Origin of the sequence: Leisingera sp. NJS204 (assembly GCF_004123675.1) — a bacterium.
Lineage (GTDB): Bacteria > Pseudomonadota > Alphaproteobacteria > Rhodobacterales > Rhodobacteraceae > Leisingera.
In genome coordinates, this window is sequence record NZ_CP035417.1 from 2,135,402 (window position 1) to 2,153,836 (window position 18,435).

The 18,435-nt window shown below is 64.4% G+C and carries 21 protein-coding genes; 5 read left to right on the forward strand and 16 right to left on the reverse strand.

Annotation, left to right across the window (positions count from 1 at the left end; translation table 11 throughout):
- The 5 genes from ETW24_RS10430 (at window position 1) to ETW24_RS10450 (ending at window position 4,584) form a co-directional block, all read left to right on the forward strand.
- Window positions 1-300, forward strand: coding sequence for an FtsB family cell division protein (locus ETW24_RS10430; RefSeq protein WP_129371000.1), 300 nt, complete (start codon window positions 1-3; stop codon window positions 298-300).
- A 184-nt stretch (window positions 301-484) separates the two neighbouring features.
- Entirely contained in the window at window positions 485-1,501 is a 1,017-nt protein-coding gene (gene pdhA, locus ETW24_RS10435; protein WP_129371001.1) for a pyruvate dehydrogenase (acetyl-transferring) E1 component subunit alpha, read from the forward strand.
- Window positions 1,501-1,887, forward strand: coding sequence for a VOC family protein (locus ETW24_RS10440; RefSeq protein WP_129371002.1), 387 nt, complete (start codon window positions 1,501-1,503; stop codon window positions 1,885-1,887). The genes pdhA and ETW24_RS10440 overlap by 1 nt, the downstream gene beginning before the upstream one ends.
- A gap of 1 nt (window position 1,888) precedes the next feature.
- Window positions 1,889-3,259 carry a pyruvate dehydrogenase complex E1 component subunit beta gene (locus ETW24_RS10445; protein ID WP_129371003.1) on the forward strand — a complete coding sequence of 457 codons (1,371 nt, stop codon included), beginning with the start codon at window positions 1,889-1,891 and terminating at the stop codon, window positions 3,257-3,259.
- 11 nt (window positions 3,260-3,270) lie between these two features.
- On the forward strand, window positions 3,271-4,584 hold the full coding sequence (locus tag ETW24_RS10450) for a pyruvate dehydrogenase complex dihydrolipoamide acetyltransferase (protein ID WP_129371004.1): 1,314 nt from the start codon (window positions 3,271-3,273) through the stop codon (window positions 4,582-4,584).
- Between the two features lie 189 nt (window positions 4,585-4,773).
- On the opposite strand, the gene cysK is transcribed toward ETW24_RS10450, so the two are convergent.
- From cysK to ETW24_RS10530, 16 genes are all read right to left on the reverse strand, one after another.
- Window positions 4,774-5,838 carry a cysteine synthase A gene (cysK, locus tag ETW24_RS10455; RefSeq protein WP_129371005.1) on the reverse strand — a complete coding sequence of 355 codons (1,065 nt, stop codon included), beginning with the start codon at window positions 5,836-5,838 and terminating at the stop codon, window positions 4,774-4,776.
- Between the two features lie 309 nt (window positions 5,839-6,147).
- Complete coding sequence (cysE, locus tag ETW24_RS10460) at window positions 6,148-6,969, reverse strand: serine O-acetyltransferase (protein WP_129371006.1); 822 nt, start codon at window positions 6,967-6,969, stop codon at window positions 6,148-6,150.
- 309 nt (window positions 6,970-7,278) lie between these two features.
- Window positions 7,279-7,587, reverse strand: a complete 309-nt coding sequence (locus ETW24_RS10465) for a DUF7742 family protein (RefSeq protein ID WP_129371007.1) — start codon at window positions 7,585-7,587, stop codon at window positions 7,279-7,281.
- On the reverse strand, window positions 7,584-11,498 hold the full coding sequence (locus ETW24_RS10470) for a baseplate multidomain protein megatron (protein ID WP_129371008.1): 3,915 nt from the start codon (window positions 11,496-11,498) through the stop codon (window positions 7,584-7,586). Before ETW24_RS10470 ends, ETW24_RS10465 begins: the two co-directional genes overlap by 4 nt.
- A complete protein-coding gene (locus ETW24_RS10475; protein ID WP_129371009.1) occupies window positions 11,498-11,965 on the reverse strand; it encodes an NlpC/P60 family protein in 468 nt (155 codons plus the stop codon). The genes ETW24_RS10470 and ETW24_RS10475 overlap by 1 nt, the downstream gene beginning before the upstream one ends.
- Window positions 11,962-12,849: a DUF2163 domain-containing protein gene (locus ETW24_RS10480; protein ID WP_129371010.1), complete on the reverse strand. Its 888-nt coding sequence runs from the start codon at window positions 12,847-12,849 to the stop codon at window positions 11,962-11,964. Before ETW24_RS10480 ends, ETW24_RS10475 begins: the two co-directional genes overlap by 4 nt.
- Window positions 12,846-13,478: a DUF2460 domain-containing protein gene (locus tag ETW24_RS10485; protein WP_129371011.1), complete on the reverse strand. Its 633-nt coding sequence runs from the start codon at window positions 13,476-13,478 to the stop codon at window positions 12,846-12,848. The genes ETW24_RS10480 and ETW24_RS10485 overlap by 4 nt, the downstream gene beginning before the upstream one ends.
- A gap of 17 nt (window positions 13,479-13,495) precedes the next feature.
- On the reverse strand, window positions 13,496-14,155 hold the full coding sequence (locus ETW24_RS10490; RefSeq protein WP_129371012.1) for a phage tail tape measure protein: 660 nt from the start codon (window positions 14,153-14,155) through the stop codon (window positions 13,496-13,498).
- Window positions 14,148-14,363, reverse strand: a complete 216-nt coding sequence (locus tag ETW24_RS10495) for a rcc01693 family protein (protein WP_129371013.1) — start codon at window positions 14,361-14,363, stop codon at window positions 14,148-14,150. The genes ETW24_RS10490 and ETW24_RS10495 overlap by 8 nt, the downstream gene beginning before the upstream one ends.
- On the reverse strand, window positions 14,360-14,680 hold the full coding sequence (locus tag ETW24_RS10500; RefSeq protein WP_129371014.1) for a gene transfer agent family protein: 321 nt from the start codon (window positions 14,678-14,680) through the stop codon (window positions 14,360-14,362). The genes ETW24_RS10495 and ETW24_RS10500 overlap by 4 nt, the downstream gene beginning before the upstream one ends.
- A gap of 3 nt (window positions 14,681-14,683) precedes the next feature.
- Entirely contained in the window at window positions 14,684-15,097 is a 414-nt protein-coding gene (locus tag ETW24_RS10505) for a phage major tail protein, TP901-1 family (RefSeq protein ID WP_129371015.1), read from the reverse strand.
- Window positions 15,098-15,143: 46 nt separating this feature from the next.
- On the reverse strand, window positions 15,144-15,551 hold the full coding sequence (locus tag ETW24_RS10510; RefSeq protein WP_129371016.1) for a DUF3168 domain-containing protein: 408 nt from the start codon (window positions 15,549-15,551) through the stop codon (window positions 15,144-15,146).
- Window positions 15,548-15,880 (reverse strand): head-tail adaptor protein, encoded by a 333-nt coding sequence (locus ETW24_RS10515; protein ID WP_129371017.1) that lies wholly within the window; start codon window positions 15,878-15,880, stop codon window positions 15,548-15,550. The genes ETW24_RS10510 and ETW24_RS10515 overlap by 4 nt, the downstream gene beginning before the upstream one ends.
- Entirely contained in the window at window positions 15,877-16,476 is a 600-nt protein-coding gene (locus ETW24_RS10520; RefSeq protein ID WP_129371018.1) for a head-tail connector protein, read from the reverse strand. Before ETW24_RS10520 ends, ETW24_RS10515 begins: the two co-directional genes overlap by 4 nt.
- Window positions 16,477-16,653: 177 nt before the next feature.
- On the reverse strand, window positions 16,654-17,835 hold the full coding sequence (locus ETW24_RS10525) for a phage major capsid protein (RefSeq protein WP_129371019.1): 1,182 nt from the start codon (window positions 17,833-17,835) through the stop codon (window positions 16,654-16,656).
- Window positions 17,836-17,850: 15 nt separating this feature from the next.
- The gene (locus ETW24_RS10530) at window positions 17,851-18,417 is read right to left on the reverse strand and encodes an HK97 family phage prohead protease (protein WP_129371020.1); all 567 of its coding nucleotides are present in this window, start codon (window positions 18,415-18,417) and stop codon (window positions 17,851-17,853) included.
- Between the last annotated feature and the right edge of the window lie 18 nt (window positions 18,418-18,435).

Below are 18,435 nucleotides of genomic sequence, written 5' to 3' on the forward strand. Positions count from 1 at the left end.
GTGACCCGAAGCAATCGCCCGTCGCTGGGCGCCATCGCCTTTTTTGCCATCGCCTTCGCGCTCAGCGCGTATTTCACCTTTGCGGCGGTGCAGGGCGACTTCGGTCTGTTCAGACGGGTCGAGATCCAAGCCGAAGCAGAAGAACTGCGGCTGGATCTCGACCGTCTCCAGTCCCGGATCGGCGGCATGGAAAACCTGACCCGCCGCCTGTCCGACGACTATCTCGACCTTGATCTCCTGGATGAGCAGGCCCGCTCGGTGCTTGGCCTTGTCCGCGCGGACGAGATTGTCATCCGCTAAGCGCCCTCCTGTCCGTCCCCCCTTTGCCGCGCTTGCTGTTTGCTGCGTGGCATTTTTGCGTTCCATGGGCGGATTTTTACGCGGCGGAAACCCCGCGGCAGAATAACACTATTCAGCCGGGCCAAAACCGGGTATCAATTGGTTTAACACTAAACTATCTAGCCTGCAGGGGGAGTCGACCACCATGGCCGCTAGGAAAAGCGCAAAGAAACCAAACGTTTCTGCCGAAGAGCTTACGAAACACTACCGCGAAATGCTGCTGATCCGCCGATTCGAGGAAAAATCCGGCCAGCTTTACGGCATGGGTCTGATCGGCGGCTTCTGCCACCTCTACATCGGCCAGGAAGCGGTTGTTGTCGGGCTTGAGGCCGCAGCTGAGGAAGGCGACAAGCGCGTCACCTCCTACCGCGACCACGGCCATATGCTGGCCTGCGGCATGGACCCGGACGGCGTCATGGCCGAATTGACCGGCCGCGAGGGCGGCTACTCCAAGGGCAAGGGCGGCTCCATGCATATGTTCTCGAAAGAGAAGCATTTCTATGGCGGCCACGGCATCGTCGGCGCCCAGGTGCCGCTTGGTGCCGGCCTTGCCTTTGCCGACAAATACAAGGGCAACGGCCGCGTGACATTCGCCTATTTCGGTGACGGTGCCGCCAACCAGGGCCAGGTCTACGAGACCTTCAACATGGCCGCCCTGTGGAAGCTGCCGGTGGTCTTCGTGATCGAGAACAACCAATACGCCATGGGCACCTCGCAGCAGCGTTCCACCTCCAGCGCCGAGATCTGGGAACGCGGCAAGGCCTTCGGCATTCCGGGTGAGGCGGTCGACGGCATGAACGTGCTGTCCGTCAAGGAAGCCGGCGAGCGCGCCGTGGCCCACTGCCGCAGCGGCGACGGCCCCTATATCCTCGAAGTCAAAACCTACCGCTACCGCGGCCACTCAATGTCGGATCCGGCCAAATACCGCACCCGCGAAGAGGTCCAGAAAATGCGCGAAGAGCGTGACCCGATCGAGCACGTCCGCGAGATGCTGCTGACCGGCAAACACGCGACCGAGGACGACCTCAAGGCGATCGACAAGGAGATCAAGGAAATCGTCTCCAAGTCCGCAGATTTCGCCAAGGAAAGCCCGGAACCCGCGCTCGAAGAGCTGTGGACCGACATTTACGCCGACGAAGTCCCGCAGGAGGCCAGCGCCTGATGCCGCATTTCGAAATCCACGCAACGGATGTTGAGGCCGCAAAGACCTTTTACAGCGGTCTGTTCGGCTGGCAGTTTGAGCCGATGCCGGGCGGCGAAGATATGGCGTATCACCTGATCGAAGGCGCCGATATCGGCATGGCCCATGGCGTGACCGGCGGCCTGATGAAACGTATGGGCGATGCCCCTGCCGCCGGCGGCCCGGTCCGAGGCGGCACCATGACATTTGAAGTCGACGACTGTGACGAGCGCTACAGCTGGGCGCTTGGCAACGGCGGCGCCGAGGCGCTGCCGCCCCAGGACTATCCCGGAATTGGCCGCTGCGCCTATGTTGAGGACGGTCAAGGCAACATCGTCGGAATGATCACTCCTGCGGAGAGCAACTGATATGGCAACCGAAATTCTTATGCCCGCCCTGTCGCCGACCATGGAGGAAGGCACGCTGGCCAAATGGCTGGTCAAGGAAGGCGATACCGTGAACTCCGGCGATATCATGGCCGAGATCGAAACCGACAAGGCCACGATGGAGTTCGAAGCTGTTGACGAAGGCATCGTCGGCAAGATCCTGATCGGCGAAGGCACCGAAGGCGTCAAGGTGAACACGCCCATCGCGGTGCTGGTCGAGGACGGAGAGAGCTACGACGCCTCTGCCGCGCCGGCATCCGCCGCCGCCAGCGAAGCGCCGGCGGCCGAGGCACCTGCGGCGCCCGCAGCTGCTGCCGCGGCTGCGCCGGTCGCCTCCGTGACCCTGGAACCGGATTATCCGGAAGGCACCGAAATGGTGCAGACCACGGTCCGCGAAGCCCTGCGCGACGCCATGGCCGAGGAAATGCGCCGCGACGAAGATGTGTTCCTGATGGGCGAGGAAGTCGCCGAGTACCAGGGCGCCTATAAGATCTCCCAGGGCCTGCTGGACGAATTCGGCGCCAAGCGGGTGATCGACACGCCGATCACCGAACATGGCTTTGCCGGCATCGCCACCGGTGCGGCCTTCGGGGGCTTGCGCCCGATTGTCGAGTTCATGACCTTCAACTTCGCCATGCAGGCGATTGACCACATCATCAACTCGGCGGCCAAGACGCTGTATATGTCCGGCGGCCAGATGGGCGCCCCGATGGTGTTCCGCGGCCCCAATGGTGCTGCCGCCCGCGTCGGCGCCCAGCACAGCCAGGACTACGCCGCCTGGTACATGCAGATCCCCGGCCTCAAGGTGGTGATGCCCTACTCCGCGTCCGACGCCAAGGGGCTGATGAAAACCGCGATCCGTGATCCCAACCCGGTGATCTTTCTGGAGAACGAGATCCTCTATGGCCGCGCCTTTGATGTGCCTAAGCTGGATGACTACACCGTCCCCTTCGGCAAGGCCCGGATCTGGCGTGAAGGCACCGACGCCACCATCGTCTCCTTTGGCATTGGCATGACCTATGCGCTGGAAGCGGCTGATAAGCTTGCAGAAGACGGCATCTCGGCCGAGGTCATCGACCTGCGCACCATCCGCCCGATGGACCTGCCCACAGTGATCGCCTCGGTGCAGAAGACAAACCGTCTGGTCACGGTCGAGGAAGGCTGGCCGCAGGGTTCGGTCGGCAGCTATATTGCCTCGGAAGTGATGCAGCAGGCCTTCGATTACCTTGATGCGCCGGTCATCACCTGCACCGGCAAGGACGTGCCCATGCCTTATGCAGCCAATCTCGAACGCCACGCGCTGATCACCACGGATGAGGTGGTCGCAGCCGTGAAGCAAGTGACCTACCGGTAAGGAGCCTCAAGATGCCCACAGAAATCCTGATGCCCGCGCTGTCTCCCACCATGGAGGAAGGCACCCTTGCCAAATGGCTGGTCAAGGAGGGCGACACCGTCTCCTCCGGCGACCTGATCGCCGAGATTGAAACCGACAAGGCCACCATGGAATTCGAAGCCGTGGACGAAGGCGTGGTCGGCAAAATCCTGATCGCCGAAGGCTCCGAAGGCGTGAAGGTCAACACCCCGATCGCGGTGCTGCTGGAAGACGGCGAAAGCGCTGATGACATCGGCACTGCTCCGGCCTCCTCTGAACCCGCCGCAGCATCTGCCGCAGCCGAGCCGGGGCCTGCAGCGTCGCCCTCTCCTGCCGCGGCCTCACCAGCCCCGGCAGCCCCCGCCGCGTCTGATGGCAGCCGGATCTTCGCGTCACCGCTGGCGCGCCGCATCGCCGCGGACAAGGGCCTGGACCTCGCCCAAATCAAAGGCTCAGGCCCCAAAGGCCGCATCGTCAAGGCAGACGTCGAAAGCGCCAAGCCGCAAGCCGCCGCTGCCCCGAAAGCAGACGCTGCACCCGCCGCCGCTGCCCCGGCGGCCGCAGCACCAGCAACCGGCCCCTCCGCCGATCAGGTTGCCCGCATGTACGAGGGCCGCGACTTCGAAGAGGTCAAACTGGACGGCATGCGCAAAACCATCGCCGCCCGCCTTACCGAAGCCAAGCAGACGGTGCCGCATTTCTACCTTCGCCGCGACATCCAGCTGGATGCGCTGCTGAAATTCCGCGGTGAGCTGAACAAGCAGCTTGAAGGCCGCGGCGTGAAGCTTTCGGTCAACGACTTCATCATCAAGGCCTGCGCCCTGGCGCTGCAATCGGTGCCGGATGCGAATGCTGTCTGGGCCGGCGACCGGGTTCTGAAAATGAAAGCCTCGGATGTGGCCGTTGCCGTCGCTATCGAAGGCGGTCTGTTCACCCCTGTTCTGCAGGACAGCGATATGAAATCGCTCTCTGCGCTCTCAACCGAGATGAAGGACCTCGCCAAACGCGCCCGCGACCGCAAGCTGGCGCCGCATGAATACCAGGGCGGCTCTTTCGCGATCTCCAACCTCGGCATGTTCGGCATCGACAATTTCGACGCCATCGTGAACCCGCCGCATGCCGGCATCCTGGCGGTTGGCGCCGGCGTCAAAAAGCCCATCGTCGGCAAAGACGGCGAGCTGGCGGTGGCCACGGTGATGTCCGTAACCCTATCGGTCGACCACCGGGTGATCGACGGCGCCCTTGGCGCGGAGCTTTTGAACGCGATCAAGGACAACCTGGAAAACCCGATGGTGATGCTGGCCTGATCCGCCTTCACTGCGAAACCTTAACAGCCCCGGCCAAGACCGGGGCTTTTCCTTTACCTCAAGACACGCGGTCAGGCAGCTGAACACAAACGAAAAAAGGGGCGCGCCCGCCCCCTTTCATCTTTCCAAAAATACTCACCTGCGCAACACCCGCCGCGCCCGCGCCACCAGCGGCGGCGCGCTGATCTCTCAATACTGAAAGCCGGGCGTCGAGGCCGACAGCGCCGCCTCATCCGCGTCCATCTCCGCCGCGATGCCATCGAACAGCGGCGTCGACAGATAGCGCTCGCCAGTATCCGGCAGCACCGCCAGCAGCACAGCTCCCTCCGGCGCGCTCTCCGCCACCTTGATCGCCGCCGCCAGGCTTGCACCGCCGGAAATCCCGGTCAGGATGCCTTCTTCAGCCGCCAGCCGCTTGGACCAGGCAATGCTCTCCTCGCCGCTCACCGGCTCCAGCATATCGAAATAGCCCTTGTCCAACGCCTCCTGCAGCACCAGCGGGATGAAATCCGGGGTCCAGCCCTGGATCGGGTGCGGGTTAAAAGCCGGATGCGTCGCCGCCGGCTCGCCCTCATCATTGCGCGCCTGCGCCTCACCCGACTGCACCAATGCGGCATTGGCAGGCTCGCTGAGGGTGATTTTCAGATCCGGCCGCGCGCCCTTCAGCACCCGCCCCAGGCCGGTGACCGTGCCGCCGGTGCCATAGCCCAGCACTACATGATCCAGCCGCTGCCCGTCAAAATCACCCAGGATCTCCCGCGCGGTGGTGGCCTCATGAATGTCGGCGTTGTCCTTGGTCTCAAACTGATGCGCCAGAAACCAGCCGTTTGCTTCGGCAAGCTCCTTGGCCTTCACCACCATGCCGACGGCCTTGTCCTCCTTGCGGGTCAGCACCACCTTGGCGCCCAGCATCCGCATCAGCCGCCGCCGCTCGACGGAAAACCCGTCATGCATGGTGATCACCAAAGGATAGCCCTTGGCGGCGCACACCATCGCAAGGCCGATCCCGGTATTGCCGCTGGTCGCCTCCACCACGGTCTGCCCCGGCGCCAGCCGGCCCTCGCGCTCGGCAGCCTCAATGATGTTCAGCGCCAGCCGGTCCTTCACCGATCCCGCCGGATTGAACGCCTCAAACTTCACATACATTTGAACATGATCCGGTGCGATCCGGTTCAGCCGGATGGCCGGCGTGTCACCCACGGTTTCCAGGATCGACCCATACAAACGGCCGCGGCCTTCGGTTGTGTAAATCATCGTCTTTCCCCCGTTCCTGTCGTCTCAGTTAGCTATTGCTTCCAAACATATGCCCATCGCCGCCGCTCTGATCAAGGAAAGACCGCCGCAGCCACGCAAGGAAAGACCGGTGTTCAAAGCGTTGCAGCCGAAGCAGAACCAGATGCTCTGCCAACGCCCCGGCGCAGACGGAAACAAGGCCGGAAATCCTGAGAAAAGAAACGGAACCCCAGTCCCTTACCCCAAAAACCCGGCCAACAAAAAAGGGGCGCCAAACGCCCCTTCATCTTTCTTGCAAATACTCAATTCCCGCGGCCGGCGCCAGATGCCTCACTCCGCAGCAGGAGACCCCGCCGGCACCACCTGATCCATATTGACCGAAGGCTGATCACAACCCGCCTCGCCGACAATCCTGGCCGGCACGCCCGCCACTGTAGTGCAGGGCGGAACCTCCGCCAGCACCACCGACCCGGCGGCAATCCGGCTGCAATGGCCAACCTTGATGTTGCCCAGAACCTTGGCACCGGCGCCGATCAGCACGCCATCGCCGATTTTCGGATGGCGGTCCTGCTCTTCCTTGCCGGTGCCGCCCAGGGTCACCGAATGCAGCATCGACACATTGTCGCCCACCACCGCGGTCTCGCCGATCACAATGGAATGGGCATGATCAATCATGATCCCCTTGCCGATCCGGGCGCCGGGGTGGATGTCGATGCCGAAAATCTCGGACGTGCGCATCTGAAAGAAATAGGCCAGATCCTTCTGCCCCTGCTCCATCAGGTAATGGCTGACCCGGTAAGCCTGTACCGCCTGGAACCCCTTGAAATACAGGATCGGCTGCAGCAGCCGGTGGCTGGCCGGGTCGCGCTCGTTGATCGCCATCAGGTCGGCACGGGCCGCCTCTACCAGTTCCGGGCAGTCCGCATAGGCGTCATCGACAATTTCCCGCAGGATTGTCATCGACATCTCGTTTGAGGACAGCTTGGCGGCGATCCGGTAGGACAGCGCCTTCTCCAGCGTCTTGTGGTGCAGGATACAGGCATGGACCAGCCCGCCCATCAATGGCTGGGTGGCCACGGCCTCCTCTGCTTCGCGGGTGATGCGGTCCCATACGGGATCCACTGGCGTTACGGCTTGCTGTGTTTTTGCCATGGGTCAACGTCCTTTCTCCGCTCAGACTACCCATCTAAGGTGGAATGCAGCAAACGCAAACCCGTGATGAGGCATATTTTTGAAATGAATGAGTCGGATCAGGCGCAGCTGAAACAGCAGATTACCGCCCAGTTGGCGCTGAAGCCGGCGGCGCACAGGTGTATCAGATGCGCTTCGGGCTGACAGGTTTTTGCGCCCGGAATCAAGCCGCAGGCGCCGGGTGAGCGCCTGCCCTTAGTTGCAATCCGCCCGCGCCGCCGCCAGGCGGCGCTGCGCCCAACGGCTGGCCGGACAGGTTCCCTGCCCGGATCAGCGGGCGGGAGCGCTCCGCTCCGCGTCCATCGCAGCCGCCAGTTCCCGCAGCACCAGCCGGGTGCAGCTTAGATATTCCGGATCATCCAGAAACGGCTCGGCGGCCAATGCAAACCGCCGGGCTGCCGCACTCAGAGACCCATCGCCCCAGCGCGGATGCAGACGGCCCATCAGGCGGCAATGCGCGGCCGCCTCCGCCGCACCGCCTAAGATACGGCGGCACAGGTGCAGCCGTATGTTCTCCGGCACCGCCAGCAGCGCCCGTGCCACGGCAGACACATCGCCGGGCAGCACAGGAAACCTCATCCCAGCACACATTTGGCCGCAGGTCCGGCGCCGAACCGGGCGGAGCGCTGCGCAATTTCCAGACTGTCGCCCGGCTGCACCCCGTCCGCTGCTTGCAGTGCCGCCGGATAGGTCCAGCCCCGCGTTCCGGAACTCTCCTCCCGCAGCACCGTGTTCCCGCGCATCACCCGGATGCGGTAGGATTCGATCTCTTCGCCCAGCGGCACCTCCTCCAGCTCCCAGCTGTCACCCTCAATCCGCGTCCGGCGCACCCAGGAAGCCGCAATGTCCGCCCCCAAGCCGCCTGCCAGCCGCAAATGCACCGGCGCATAGGGGCGCAGGCCAACGCCCTCAAACGCCTCCTGCAGATGCAGATAAGACGGATCCTCCAGCGCCCGCCGCGCCGGGCCGATCCGGTAGTGCCGCAGCCGGCGCCGCTGTTCCGGCGCCAGTTCCATCTGCACCGGTGTTCCATCCAGCAGCACCACAAATGATCCGGCAGGCCAGACCGCAGGCATCAGCGCATCCGTGCCCTGCTGTCCGCGCAAGCGTCCGCGCAACAGATACGTCTGCGGCGCAATCAGCTCTGCCTCGCGGAACTGGAACAGCTCCCAGTTTCCGGCCGAGCCATCGCCGATCACCGCCGCATTGGCACCATTCAGGACTGCCTGCATATCGCGGCTTTCAAGCGAGCCGGAGATCAGCTTTACCTGAAGATCCGCCCCCAGATCCCAGCGCCCGGAACCGGCGGCGAACAGCGGCGATTGTGTCACCCCGACCACCTGCCGCGCCGCAACCACCTGTTCCAGCGCGTAATTTTCATCCGCCTCCGCGCCGTAAACCGCTACGCTGCCTGGCCAGGCCTGCGCCGTCAGTGCCAGATGCGGTGCATGCGGCACCTCGTCGCCGCGCATCAAGGGCAAGTCCATGAACAAGGGCAGCACCGGCCCAGGGGCTGCAAAGGCATTGACCCCCGGCAGCTCCTCCGCCACCGCGGCCAGATCATAGACACCGGGCTCGATCCGGACCGCCTCCACCATCTGCGCTTCCGCCTGCTCCACCCGGTCGATACGGTAGAGCTGGTCCTTGCCCTCCACCGGCAGGGAGACCACATCCCCCGCCCCCAGATGCAGCATCGAAGGCGGCAGCGAGAACCGCGCCGTATCGCGTGAGATCCGCGCCTCGGCCAGCCAGCGGCTGACGGTCTGGCGCGCCTCGGCTCGGGTCAGCGCCAGCGGCAGCTCGTTCTGGCTGACACTATGCGTCGCCTCATCCGGCAGCACCGCCTCAACCGAACCGGCAGCATGGTCGCCGCCCCATTCGGTGAACCGCAGCCGCACCCGGCCCGCCAGTTCCGCCTCGCTGGCGCGGGCGAGCTCCAGGCTGCCGTCCATCTCGTCATTCCCGGCCAAATGCGCCAGCGCCAGCGCCTCGGCGCCTGTCCCTTTGCGCATCCGGAACTTCAGCAGCCCGTCACGTTCCACCGCATCAAACCCGTGCCGCAGCATCAGGGGCTGCAAAACCGTGCGCGCGTCGCTGACATCCGGGTTCGCAAACCCATGCACCACGCCATATAGGCCAGTGACATCAATGTCATACAGACCGGAGCGGTGGCAAACCTCCTCCACCACCGATCCCAGTGTCCGCTGCCCGGCGCGCCCGTTCAGCCAATGGCCGCGCAGATAGTTTTCGCCATCGTTCCAGATCTCAATGCGGCTGGGAAAGGCCGGAAACGGCCGCGCATCCCAGGCCCAGACATAGGCGTTGGCCATGTCCAGCATCCGCCCTTCGTATTCTTCTGACAGCGGATTGTTGGCGGCCTCTCCCCAATAGCCCAGAAAGGCCCGCAGATAGGCAATCTGCATCAGGTCGTCCCGCAACCCGTTGGAATACCTCGGCAGTTTTGATTCCGAGCTTTTCGGATCCAGAAACTTGTTCGGCTGATTGGTGCCCTTGTCGATGGCAGCGCAGCCCAGTTCGGTGAACCAGACGGGCTTGGACTGCGGCACCCAATCGGTGGGCGCTGCCTGCCGCACCCCGCCGATCCGCTCGTGATGCTCACTTGTCCACCAGCTGCGGATATCCTTGTAACGCCACACCCAAGCCTCATCATGGGCGCCGTCGGTGATCGGGGTGCGGATTTGCGCTTCGCGGGCTTCCGGCGAGTGGTAGTACCAGTCAAACCCCTCGCCGCCTTCGACATTGCTGCGCAGATAGTCCGGATCATAGATCGCCGGCACGCCGGATTGCGCGTCCAGATGGTCCTCGCCGTCGCGCCAATCGGACAGCGGCATGTAATTGTCGATGCCAATGAAATCGATGTTGCCGTCCGCCCACAGCGGGTCGAGGTGGAAATAGCGGTCCCCCTCCGGCGACTGATAGCCCCAGTATTCCGACCAGTCAGCGGCATAGCCGATTTTGGTCTCTGCACCCAAGAGCGCGCGCACCTCTGCCGCCAGTCCTTTCAAGGCCTGAACCGCCGGAAAGCCGGTGGCGCCGCGGATCTGGGTCAAGGCCCGCATTTCCGAGCTGATGCAAAACGCCTCAACCCCGCCCGCCGCCGCACAGAGCGCCGCATTGTGCAGGATAAAACGCGACAGGCTCCATTCCTGCGGCCCGTTATAGGTGACGGTTCCCTCGCCCAAGGTGAAATCCGCCGCAGTGACGGTGCCAATGAAGCCCGCAACTTCAGCCTCCGCCGCCGCCGTGCCATCGGGCGACCCCGGCTGTCCGGGCGCCGCAGACAGCGTGATCCGCCCGCGCCAGGGCAGATGCGGCTGGCCGACAGCCCCGGTCCAGGGATCGGTCAACGAATTGTCTTCGGCCTGATCCATCAGGATGAACGGGTAGAACATCACCCGCAGCCCGCGGCCCTGCATCTCGCGGATCGACTGGATAACCGAGGCATCCGCCGGGGTGCCGCCATAAAGCGGCTCGCCGTCCTTCTTCAGCACTTCCTCAGCCGCGGTGCGGATCACGCCGCTGACAGACCAGGGCATGCTGCCCTCGGCGTGCTTATGCTCCACCTTGGGTTTCAGCGAACACTCACCGCAGCGCAGGTCGCCGCCGAACCACGACACAATCAACGAAGCCGCACCGCAGGCCGGCAGCTCAGCCTCCAGCGCGTTCAGCGAGGTCTTGAGATCACTAAGGCCCGAGGGCGTATGCTCATTGGCCGGCTTGGCATCCCCCGGCCCGCCGGAATACTGCACAACATCCGATGCCAGCGCGTATTCGCCGGTGCCGGGCATCAGCGCCACCCCCTGCACCAGCCGGCCCAGATCCTGCGCATGGCTGCTGCTGGCGGGCTGCTCGGGGCGCAGCACATCAAATGAAAACTGCGGCACCCGGTTGCCAAACCGGGCAAGGTCCAGGTTCTCCATCACCACATAGGCGGTGCCGCGGTAGGCGGGCACCCGGCCTGCGCCTTCGACCGCTTCCATCACCGGATCGGCCAGCTGGTCCATGCTGCCGGTGTAGACGGTCATGTTCAGATCCTTGGGCGCCACTTCCTCGCCATCAGCCCAGACGCGGGACACATGCGCGACCTCGCCCTCGCACAGCGCAATCGCCAGCGACACGGAATAGCCGTAGCTGGTCACCTGCGGCTGGCTGGGCCGCCCCTTGCCGCCGCCGCCGCTGGTCTGGGAGGTTTCCAGAAAGCGCGAGGTCCAGATCACCTGGCCGCCCAGCCGCATCCGGCCATAGACCTGCGTCATCGGTGTGCCTTCGCTGGCCTGGGTCAGGCGGAAACGGTCGACCCTGCCGGTCTCCACCGGATCCGCGCCGCTGCCCAGCAGCCGTTCGTCGATCACCCGGCCCAGAGTCGCGCCCACCGCGCGGCCAATCACCGCCGACGACAGCCCCGCCACGGTGCCGCCGATTGTGCCGCCAATCGCCGCACCGGCGGCAGAAAGAAGAATGGTTGCCATCAGATCATCTCCTTTGGAAAGTGAAACCGCGCCACGATGCGGCGCTGCCAGGGCGGGCTCAGCGGGCTTTCGACAACCCCGTGGCCTGTGTAGGCGTGGATGAAAGCAGGGCCTGGTTCGAGAGCGTCCCGCACGCCAGCCCTCAGTTCTGATATGGACGACTGCACCCCCAGATGCTTGGCCACCGACCCATCGCGCATCCGGAACAGGATCACATCGCCGGCGGCAGCCTCAGACAAGGGTTTCGCCACCAAATGCCGCGCCGCGGCCTGCCATAGCGCCTCAGCCCCCTGCGGTTCGGACCAATCCATCGTATAGGCGGGCGGCGCCTCGGGCTCGGCCCCGTACAGCTCCCGCCACAGCCCCCGGATCAGGCCCAGGCAATCGCAGCCCGCGCCCTTGCAGGCGGCCTGATGCACATAAGGCGTGCCGATCCAGCCGCGGGCGGCCTGAACCACCCGGTTCATCGTCTGCTGCCCCCGGTGTTCATGCCGGACTGGCGCGGCACCGCCATCACCCAATCTTCGCCCGGAATATCGGGGAAGCCCTGAAAATTCAGAAGGTTATTGAACTTCAGCCGGCAGGTTTCCATGCGCTTGTCGCAACCGGCCTCCAGCCGGACCGTGTCCCCCGGTGCCACTGCCGAACGGATCGGTTCCCACAGGGTGATCCGGCGCCCGCAGGCCTTGGTCTGATCCGCCTTTACGGCGCCCCACAGCCCTTTTGCCGCACCGCTTAGCACCATCAACCGCCCGCCGGTGAACCAATCCGGTTCAAATCCCGGCAGCGCGTCCCAATGGAACACCTCGTTGCGCTCAACTGCGATGGTCTGCAGCTCAACCGCGTAGCCGGGCGTCTCCAGATCAAAGCGGCAGGCCGCATCGCCCAGCACCGCCGTGCAAGGTTTCTGATAGATCCGCCCAAGCGGCTGGTTCAGCAGCTCCGTCAGCCCGCGCAGCTCAGCCTCGAACGCACCGCCCGCACGGCGGATCTCGCCGATTGATCCGCGGAACTGCAGCCAGCGCATTGATGCATCCTGCCAGTTCACCAGCCAGCAGCGCACCTCGGCACCGTCAAAGCGCCCCGCTTCAATGTCCTGCTCGCGCACGGCGGCGTCGCTTAAAACCCCCAGCGCTTCGGTGTTGTCGACAGACAGACCGGTGGCTTGGCTCACGGCCCGTGCCGTCAGCCCGCTGCCTGGCTGAAAGTGCAACCCGTCAAAGCTCAGCACACAGTCGTGATCGGTGAAACCCAGCACCGTGCCGTCACGCCGTTCCAGCGCCCAGGCCCGGCAGAGCGTGGTGACGCCGGTCTTAAGGTGGGCCTGTAACGCGTTGGAAAGACTGCTCATACCCGGACCTCCACCACCGGCACCGCCGGCGCCTCACCTGCTTGGAACGACGCCACGCTGGTCTGGATGCCAGTGGTATCAAAGCGCACCGGCACGTCGAATTCAAAGCCGGCGTTGATGCTAAGGCCGACCTCCGGCGGATGCGCCAGGGTGATCAACCCGGTGGCGGTGTCCAGCTGGTAATCGACGCTTTCGCGCAGCTCATCCTGTTCGATGCCGACCCGCACAGAACCCGCTACCGGCTTGGCAATCGGGCGCTGATAGGTGAACTCCCCCGACCGGTAGGTCTTGGCCAGCTGGAACGTCACGGTGCTGCCGTCGCCGATGGCAATCACCTGATCGCGGAAATCCGCCTCGGCGCTGGGCCGGGCTGATTTGTAGTCGCTCCAGTCCTTCCAGCGAAAGCCGTACAGCTGCCCTTGGCGGGCTTCGAAGAAGGCGATCAGGGTTTCGATATCCTCCAGCGCACGCAGGCCCAGACCGGCATCATAACGGCGGCGGGAATGCGCCCAGGGGGTGTTGCGTTCTTCAAACCCGTTGGCAAGCGTCACCACATCGGTGCGCCGCTCAGGCCCGCCGACCGAGCCGAAGCTAAGCGAAGCGGGAAAGCGGACTTCGTGGAAATTCATCTGGTTACCCTCCATCCTTAACGGTTGCGTCCGCCGCGTGACAACGCGCGGGACAGCTGTGCGGCAATCTGGCTGCGGCTGCGTTCAAAGCCTTTGACGTCGGGGGTGGAGACATTCATCACCACATTGACCCCGCCGCCGCCCTGGCTGCGCACGCCAAGCGAGCCGTCAGCGCCGCGGGTCAGCGGCAGGATCGCCTCCGGTCCGGCCTCGCCCATCAGCCCGGTGGCGCCGCGCATCGGGAATGCGGTTGGTCCGGTGACAACGCCGCCCTTGGCAAACGGCATCACCTTGCCTTGGCTGAAGGCGGCGCCATCGGCAAAAGGCAGGATGTTTCCGATCAGCGAGGTGAGGCCGTCGGTCAGCAACCCGCCGGCATGGTTCATCACCGGTTTCATGGCAGCGTTGTAGGTGGTGCGGATCATCGAGCGCGCCAGCGTGTCCATCGACTCCGACAGGCTGTCGCCGTCGAACACCAACCCGTCAAAAGCACGCCGCAAGCCCTTGGAAAGACTGCGGTCCAGTATCTGCGCGTCGCGGCCGGTTTCGGAAAACCCTTCTTTCACACGGCCCAGCGTTTCTGCAAAGGCAGCGGCCATTCCAGAGGCACCGTCCAGCGCTTCTCTCAAAGCCTCGCCTTGCAATTCCAGTTCTGCCATTGATGACGAGTCAGCCATCTGTTGTCTCCTTTTCCTGAGGGCCCGGGATGTCGGGGAAGTCCTGCATCAGCGCCGCCAGCCGGTCCCGGCCAAGCGGCTGCGGTGCTGCGGCCTCGCCCAGCATCAGCCGCAGCTCTGCCGGGGTCAGTTGCCAGAAGTCGCGCGGCAGCAGCCTGAGGCCTGCCATGCCCGCGCGCATCAGGGCGGGCCAGTCGAGCGCGCTCATTTGCCTTCCGGCACAGCAAAGCTGCGCACCAGCAGCTCTGCCGCCACCCGCGCCGCCTGCATGGGACCGCCGGTGATGGTGGCAGCGGCAAGATCATCACGGCTTAGGTCATGGCCGCCGCCCTCAAGGCCGGCCGCCAGCAGCGCCAGCACGTCGCGGGCGGAAAACCGGCCCTGCTCAAACCGCTGCACCAGATCCACCAGCGCGCCTTCCTCCAGCGCGGCCTCCAGCCCCGCCAGCGCGCCAAGAGTCAGCTTCAGCGCGTAAGGCTTTCCATTCACGAGTAATTCCGCCTCGCCTGCATGGGGATTCACCATTGGTTAAACCGCAGCAAAGCTGAGCTGGCCGGCACTGGCCAGCGACAGCTCATAGGTCGCTTCGCCATTGTGGCTGCCGGCATATTCAAGCGCGGTCACCTGAAACGCGCCCTGCACGATGCCGAAATCCGGGATGATGACCTGGAATTCCGGCGTCAGCCCTTCGAAAAACAACTGCCGGGCGCGTTCATCCGTCGCCTCGTCCCGGAAGATGCCGGAGCCGGAGATACTTGCCGAGCGCACGCCAGCACCAGCCAGCAACTCGCGCCAGCCGCCCTGGCTTTCGAGGCTGGTCACATCGACGCTTTCCGCATTGAAACTGATCCGCGTGGCGCGCAGGCCTGCGATGGTTTCAAACAGGCCGGCGCCGTTCATGTCCACTTTGACCAAAAGGTCCTTGCCGTTTTGAACTGTCATGGGTTTTCTCCCGGTAATTCAATTGGTTTTAGGGGTGTCCTGATATTCAGACGTCATCCACCCGCGCACGGAACCGCAGGGTGATCTGGCGGCCGCCGGTGTTCAGCCGTTCCGCCTTGGCCCGATCGAACCAGAGGCCGGTCAGCTGGCCGCGGGGCAGTGGTACGGAGGCGCCAACCAGCGCGTCGCAGACCGCCGCGGCGGTGGCCTTGGCGCCCGCAAAACCGGCGGTGTCGGTGGTGACAGTGATGAAGAACCGGTGCTCGGCGCCGCCTGCCGTCTTGTCGGAGCGGTCAAGCACCTCCTCCGATCCCAGCGCCACATAGGTCTGCGGCAAGGGGCCTGCGGGAATGGCGTCATAGATCGCGCCGCCGACCAGAGCTGTGAGGCCCGCGTCACCGGTCAGATGGGTGTAGACGGCGGATTGCAGCCCGCCTGCGATGGCATAGGTCATCCGCTCACCTCCTCAACCGCGAAACACGTCAGGTAGCGGGCATCTGGATCGGATTCTGCAATTGCATCAATACGGTAGATCCTGTTTCTGTCGCGGAATCGCTGATCCGGACGGGGCCGGGATGCAAAGCCTTCGGGCGATGCACGCAGGGTGATCCTGTATTTTTGCAAAGACAGGCTGTCCCCGCTCAGACGCCCGGAAAGCGACTTCACCTCGGCCCAAAGGGTGCCAAGCGCCACCCAGTCCTCGGTATAGCCGCCGGCGCCATCGGAGCTGCGCTGGGGGTCTTCCAGCACCAGCTTGCGGGTGAGTTTCGGAGGGTTTTTCATACCAGGCCTCCCAATGTCAGCCGCAGGCTGCGGTAGCGTTCGATCAGGCTGGTCACGCCAAAGGGCATGCAGCCGCCGTGCAGGCCGGTGTCGGCCCGGTATTCGTAGTAATGCGCAGCCAGCAGCATCACCGCCTGACCCAGATCGGCGGGCAAACCGCCCCAGTCCCCGGCCATGCCACACTGCAGGGATATCCGCGCCAGACCGCCGGTTGGAATGGCCGGCAGAAGGCTGCCTGCCGGGCAGAGACGCGGGCGCTGGCTGTCGCGCTCCAGGTGATAAAGGGAGGCATCCAGAACCGTTTCGGTGCCGCCGGCGTCGCGTATCGCAACCCCGGTCACCGATTGCACCGGGGCGATGGGCAGGATCATCCGGGCGCGGTCACGCCAGTGACGGATCTCCAGCTCGAATTCGCGTGTTATCAGCGCCTTGCCGGTCCTAGCCTCAATCGCTGCCAGGGCGGCGCGCAGAAAGCCAAACAGCACCTCATCCTGCAGGCTGTCCTCGCCAAAGCCGGTGCCCAGACGCAAATGCGCCTTGAACTGGGCCAGCGGCAGGGCGGCCTCGGGCACGGGTGTCACTTCGCTCAGCATCATCATCTCACTCCTGCGGGCCTTCCCCTGCTGCGGCCCTGATCTGCTGTCCGGGTGGGGTTCGGCGGGCATGCACCATCCCTTGCCGCTCGGACGGAGGGGAGCAGCTGGACGGCAAAGGACTGTGGGGTGCATGCCCGCCGGCGGACCGGTCTGCCGGTCCGCCATCAGCGCAAAGCGTTAGCTCGCGCCGAATTTCATCAGCTTGATCGCAGCAAAGTCGCTGACGTCGCCGCCGACCCGCTTGGTCGCGTAGAACAGCACATGCGGCTTGGCGCTGAACGGGTCGCGCAGCACCCGCAGATCCGGGCGTTCGGCAATCGTGTAGCCCGCGCGGAAGTCGCCGAATGCAATCGGGTAACTGTTGGCGGCCGGATCCGGCATGTCCTCGGCGATCAGCACCGGGTAGCCCATCAGGCGTGCAGGTTCACCCGCGGCCAGGCCGTCGGACCACAGGAAGCGGCCATCGGCGTCTTTCAGTTTCCGCAGCATTCCCGCAGTCTTGGAGTTCAGAATGAAGGTGGCATTGGCGCGGTATTCCGCCCCCAGCGCATAGACCAGGTCGATGATCGCGTCGCCGTTGCCGATCTCACCGTCCACGCCGGTCGCCTTGTAGCCGATGCTGCCCCAGGTCCAGATGTCGTTTTCAGCCACGGTGTAATCAAGGAAACCGCGGGGCTTATCGACGCCGTCGCCGTTGATAAAGGCGTCGGCCTCGGACCGGGAGAATTTGTCGGCAATGCGGCCTGCCAGCCAGCCCTCGATATCAAAGGCGCTGTCATCCAGCAGCCGCTGCGAAGCCTTGGGCAGCGCGCTCAGTTCGTGCAGCGGGATCGAGATACGGTCGATAGTACCGGTGGAGGTCTCTGCCGCCGGGCCGGTTTCATTGGCCCAGCCGGCCCCCATTTCGCTGTGGTCGATCAGCACGTCATATGACGATGCCTCTACATGCACCACGGAAGCGACGGCGCGGATCGAGGCGGAGGCATTCAGCACCGCCTTGACGGTTTCCGAGGTCTGCGGGTCAACCAGATAGCCGCCGTCGCCGCCCACGGCAGTGGACATCGCCTTGCCCTCCAGTTCCAGCCCGCGCAGGCTGTCGTCGTCGCCGCTGCGCAGGTAGGCGTTGAACGCCTTTTGATGCGGCGCGCCCGCGTCCTGGCTGGCTGCCAGATGGGGGCGGTTCTGAGAGATTGTCTTACGGTCCAGCATGTTCACTCGCTCTTCTGCCTGTTTCAGCCTTGATTGCACGTCGTTCTGAAAGCCCTTGAATTCATGAAGAAAGCCGGTGACGGCCTGTTTCACTTCATGGGCCAGGGGCGCTGTGTCCCCGGAGGTATCCGGGAGGTCTTGGTTGCTCATGATTGGTGTCCTGTTTTATGTCCGGCCTGCCTTGAGGCCGCAGGTGATCTGGCGCAGGCCTGTGGCCAGTGCGCGCAATGCGTCTGCCTCGGCATCCAGGGCAAAAGATTTGCCCGCCACCCGCGCTGCGGGCAGCATCGGGAAGGTGACCAGCGACACCTCCCACAGCTCCACCTCGGTCAATTGGCGGGTGCCGTCCTGGCCGCGGCTGGATTTCACGGTGCGGTAGCCGATTGACAGCCCGTCGATGGCGCCTGCTTCGATCAGTGCAGCAGCTTCGGCGCCCTTGGGAGTGGCGGTCAGGATGCGGCCCTTAACGTAAAGCCCGCGCTTGTCCTCGCGCACCTCGTCCCAGACGCCGATGGGCTGCGCCGGGTCGTGCTGCCACAGCATCTTGACCGTGCGGCCCTGATCCTGAAGCGCCTTCAGCGAAGCGGCATAGGCGCCGCGCATCACCACATCGCCGCCCTGGTCGGTCTGGCCGAACAGGCTGGCGTAGCCGCTGATTTCTGTTGCGTCCTTCAGCGAGAGGTCCTCGCCGAAGCGTGCGAATTTATGTTCAAGCCGGGGTGGTCCCTGCATGATATTTGCCTCGCAAGT

Bases quoted from the DNA above. Each gene is read 5' to 3' on its own strand.
- pdhA (WP_129371001.1), top strand. From the start codon at position 485: ATGGCCGCTAGGAAAAGCGCAAAGAAACCAAACGTTTCTGCCGAAGAG.
- ETW24_RS10440 (WP_129371002.1), top strand. From the start codon at position 1,501: ATGCCGCATTTCGAAATCCACGCAACGGATGTTGAGGCCGCAAAGACC.
- ETW24_RS10445 (WP_129371003.1), top strand. From the start codon at position 1,889: ATGGCAACCGAAATTCTTATGCCCGCCCTGTCGCCGACCATGGAGGAA.
- ETW24_RS10450 (WP_129371004.1), top strand. From the start codon at position 3,271: ATGCCCACAGAAATCCTGATGCCCGCGCTGTCTCCCACCATGGAGGAA.
- cysK (WP_129371005.1), bottom strand. From the start codon at position 5,838: ATGATTTACACAACCGAAGGCCGCGGCCGTTTGTATGGGTCGATCCTG.
- cysE (WP_129371006.1), bottom strand. From the start codon at position 6,969: ATGGCAAAAACACAGCAAGCCGTAACGCCAGTGGATCCCGTATGGGAC.
- ETW24_RS10465 (WP_129371007.1), bottom strand. From the start codon at position 7,587: ATGAGGTTTCCTGTGCTGCCCGGCGATGTGTCTGCCGTGGCACGGGCG.
- ETW24_RS10470 (WP_129371008.1), bottom strand. From the start codon at position 11,498: ATGGCAACCATTCTTCTTTCTGCCGCCGGTGCGGCGATTGGCGGCACA.
- ETW24_RS10475 (WP_129371009.1), bottom strand. From the start codon at position 11,965: ATGAACCGGGTGGTTCAGGCCGCCCGCGGCTGGATCGGCACGCCTTAT.
- ETW24_RS10480 (WP_129371010.1), bottom strand. From the start codon at position 12,849: ATGAGCAGTCTTTCCAACGCGTTACAGGCCCACCTTAAGACCGGCGTC.
- ETW24_RS10485 (WP_129371011.1), bottom strand. From the start codon at position 13,478: ATGAATTTCCACGAAGTCCGCTTTCCCGCTTCGCTTAGCTTCGGCTCG.
- ETW24_RS10490 (WP_129371012.1), bottom strand. From the start codon at position 14,155: ATGGCTGACTCGTCATCAATGGCAGAACTGGAATTGCAAGGCGAGGCT.
- ETW24_RS10495 (WP_129371013.1), bottom strand. From the start codon at position 14,363: ATGAGCGCGCTCGACTGGCCCGCCCTGATGCGCGCGGGCATGGCAGGC.
- ETW24_RS10500 (WP_129371014.1), bottom strand. From the start codon at position 14,680: ATGGTGAATCCCCATGCAGGCGAGGCGGAATTACTCGTGAATGGAAAG.
- ETW24_RS10505 (WP_129371015.1), bottom strand. From the start codon at position 15,097: ATGACAGTTCAAAACGGCAAGGACCTTTTGGTCAAAGTGGACATGAAC.
- ETW24_RS10510 (WP_129371016.1), bottom strand. From the start codon at position 15,551: ATGACCTATGCCATCGCAGGCGGGCTGCAATCCGCCGTCTACACCCAT.
- ETW24_RS10515 (WP_129371017.1), bottom strand. From the start codon at position 15,880: ATGAAAAACCCTCCGAAACTCACCCGCAAGCTGGTGCTGGAAGACCCC.
- ETW24_RS10520 (WP_129371018.1), bottom strand. From the start codon at position 16,476: ATGATGCTGAGCGAAGTGACACCCGTGCCCGAGGCCGCCCTGCCGCTG.
- ETW24_RS10525 (WP_129371019.1), bottom strand. From the start codon at position 17,835: ATGAGCAACCAAGACCTCCCGGATACCTCCGGGGACACAGCGCCCCTG.
- ETW24_RS10530 (WP_129371020.1), bottom strand. From the start codon at position 18,417: ATGCAGGGACCACCCCGGCTTGAACATAAATTCGCACGCTTCGGCGAG.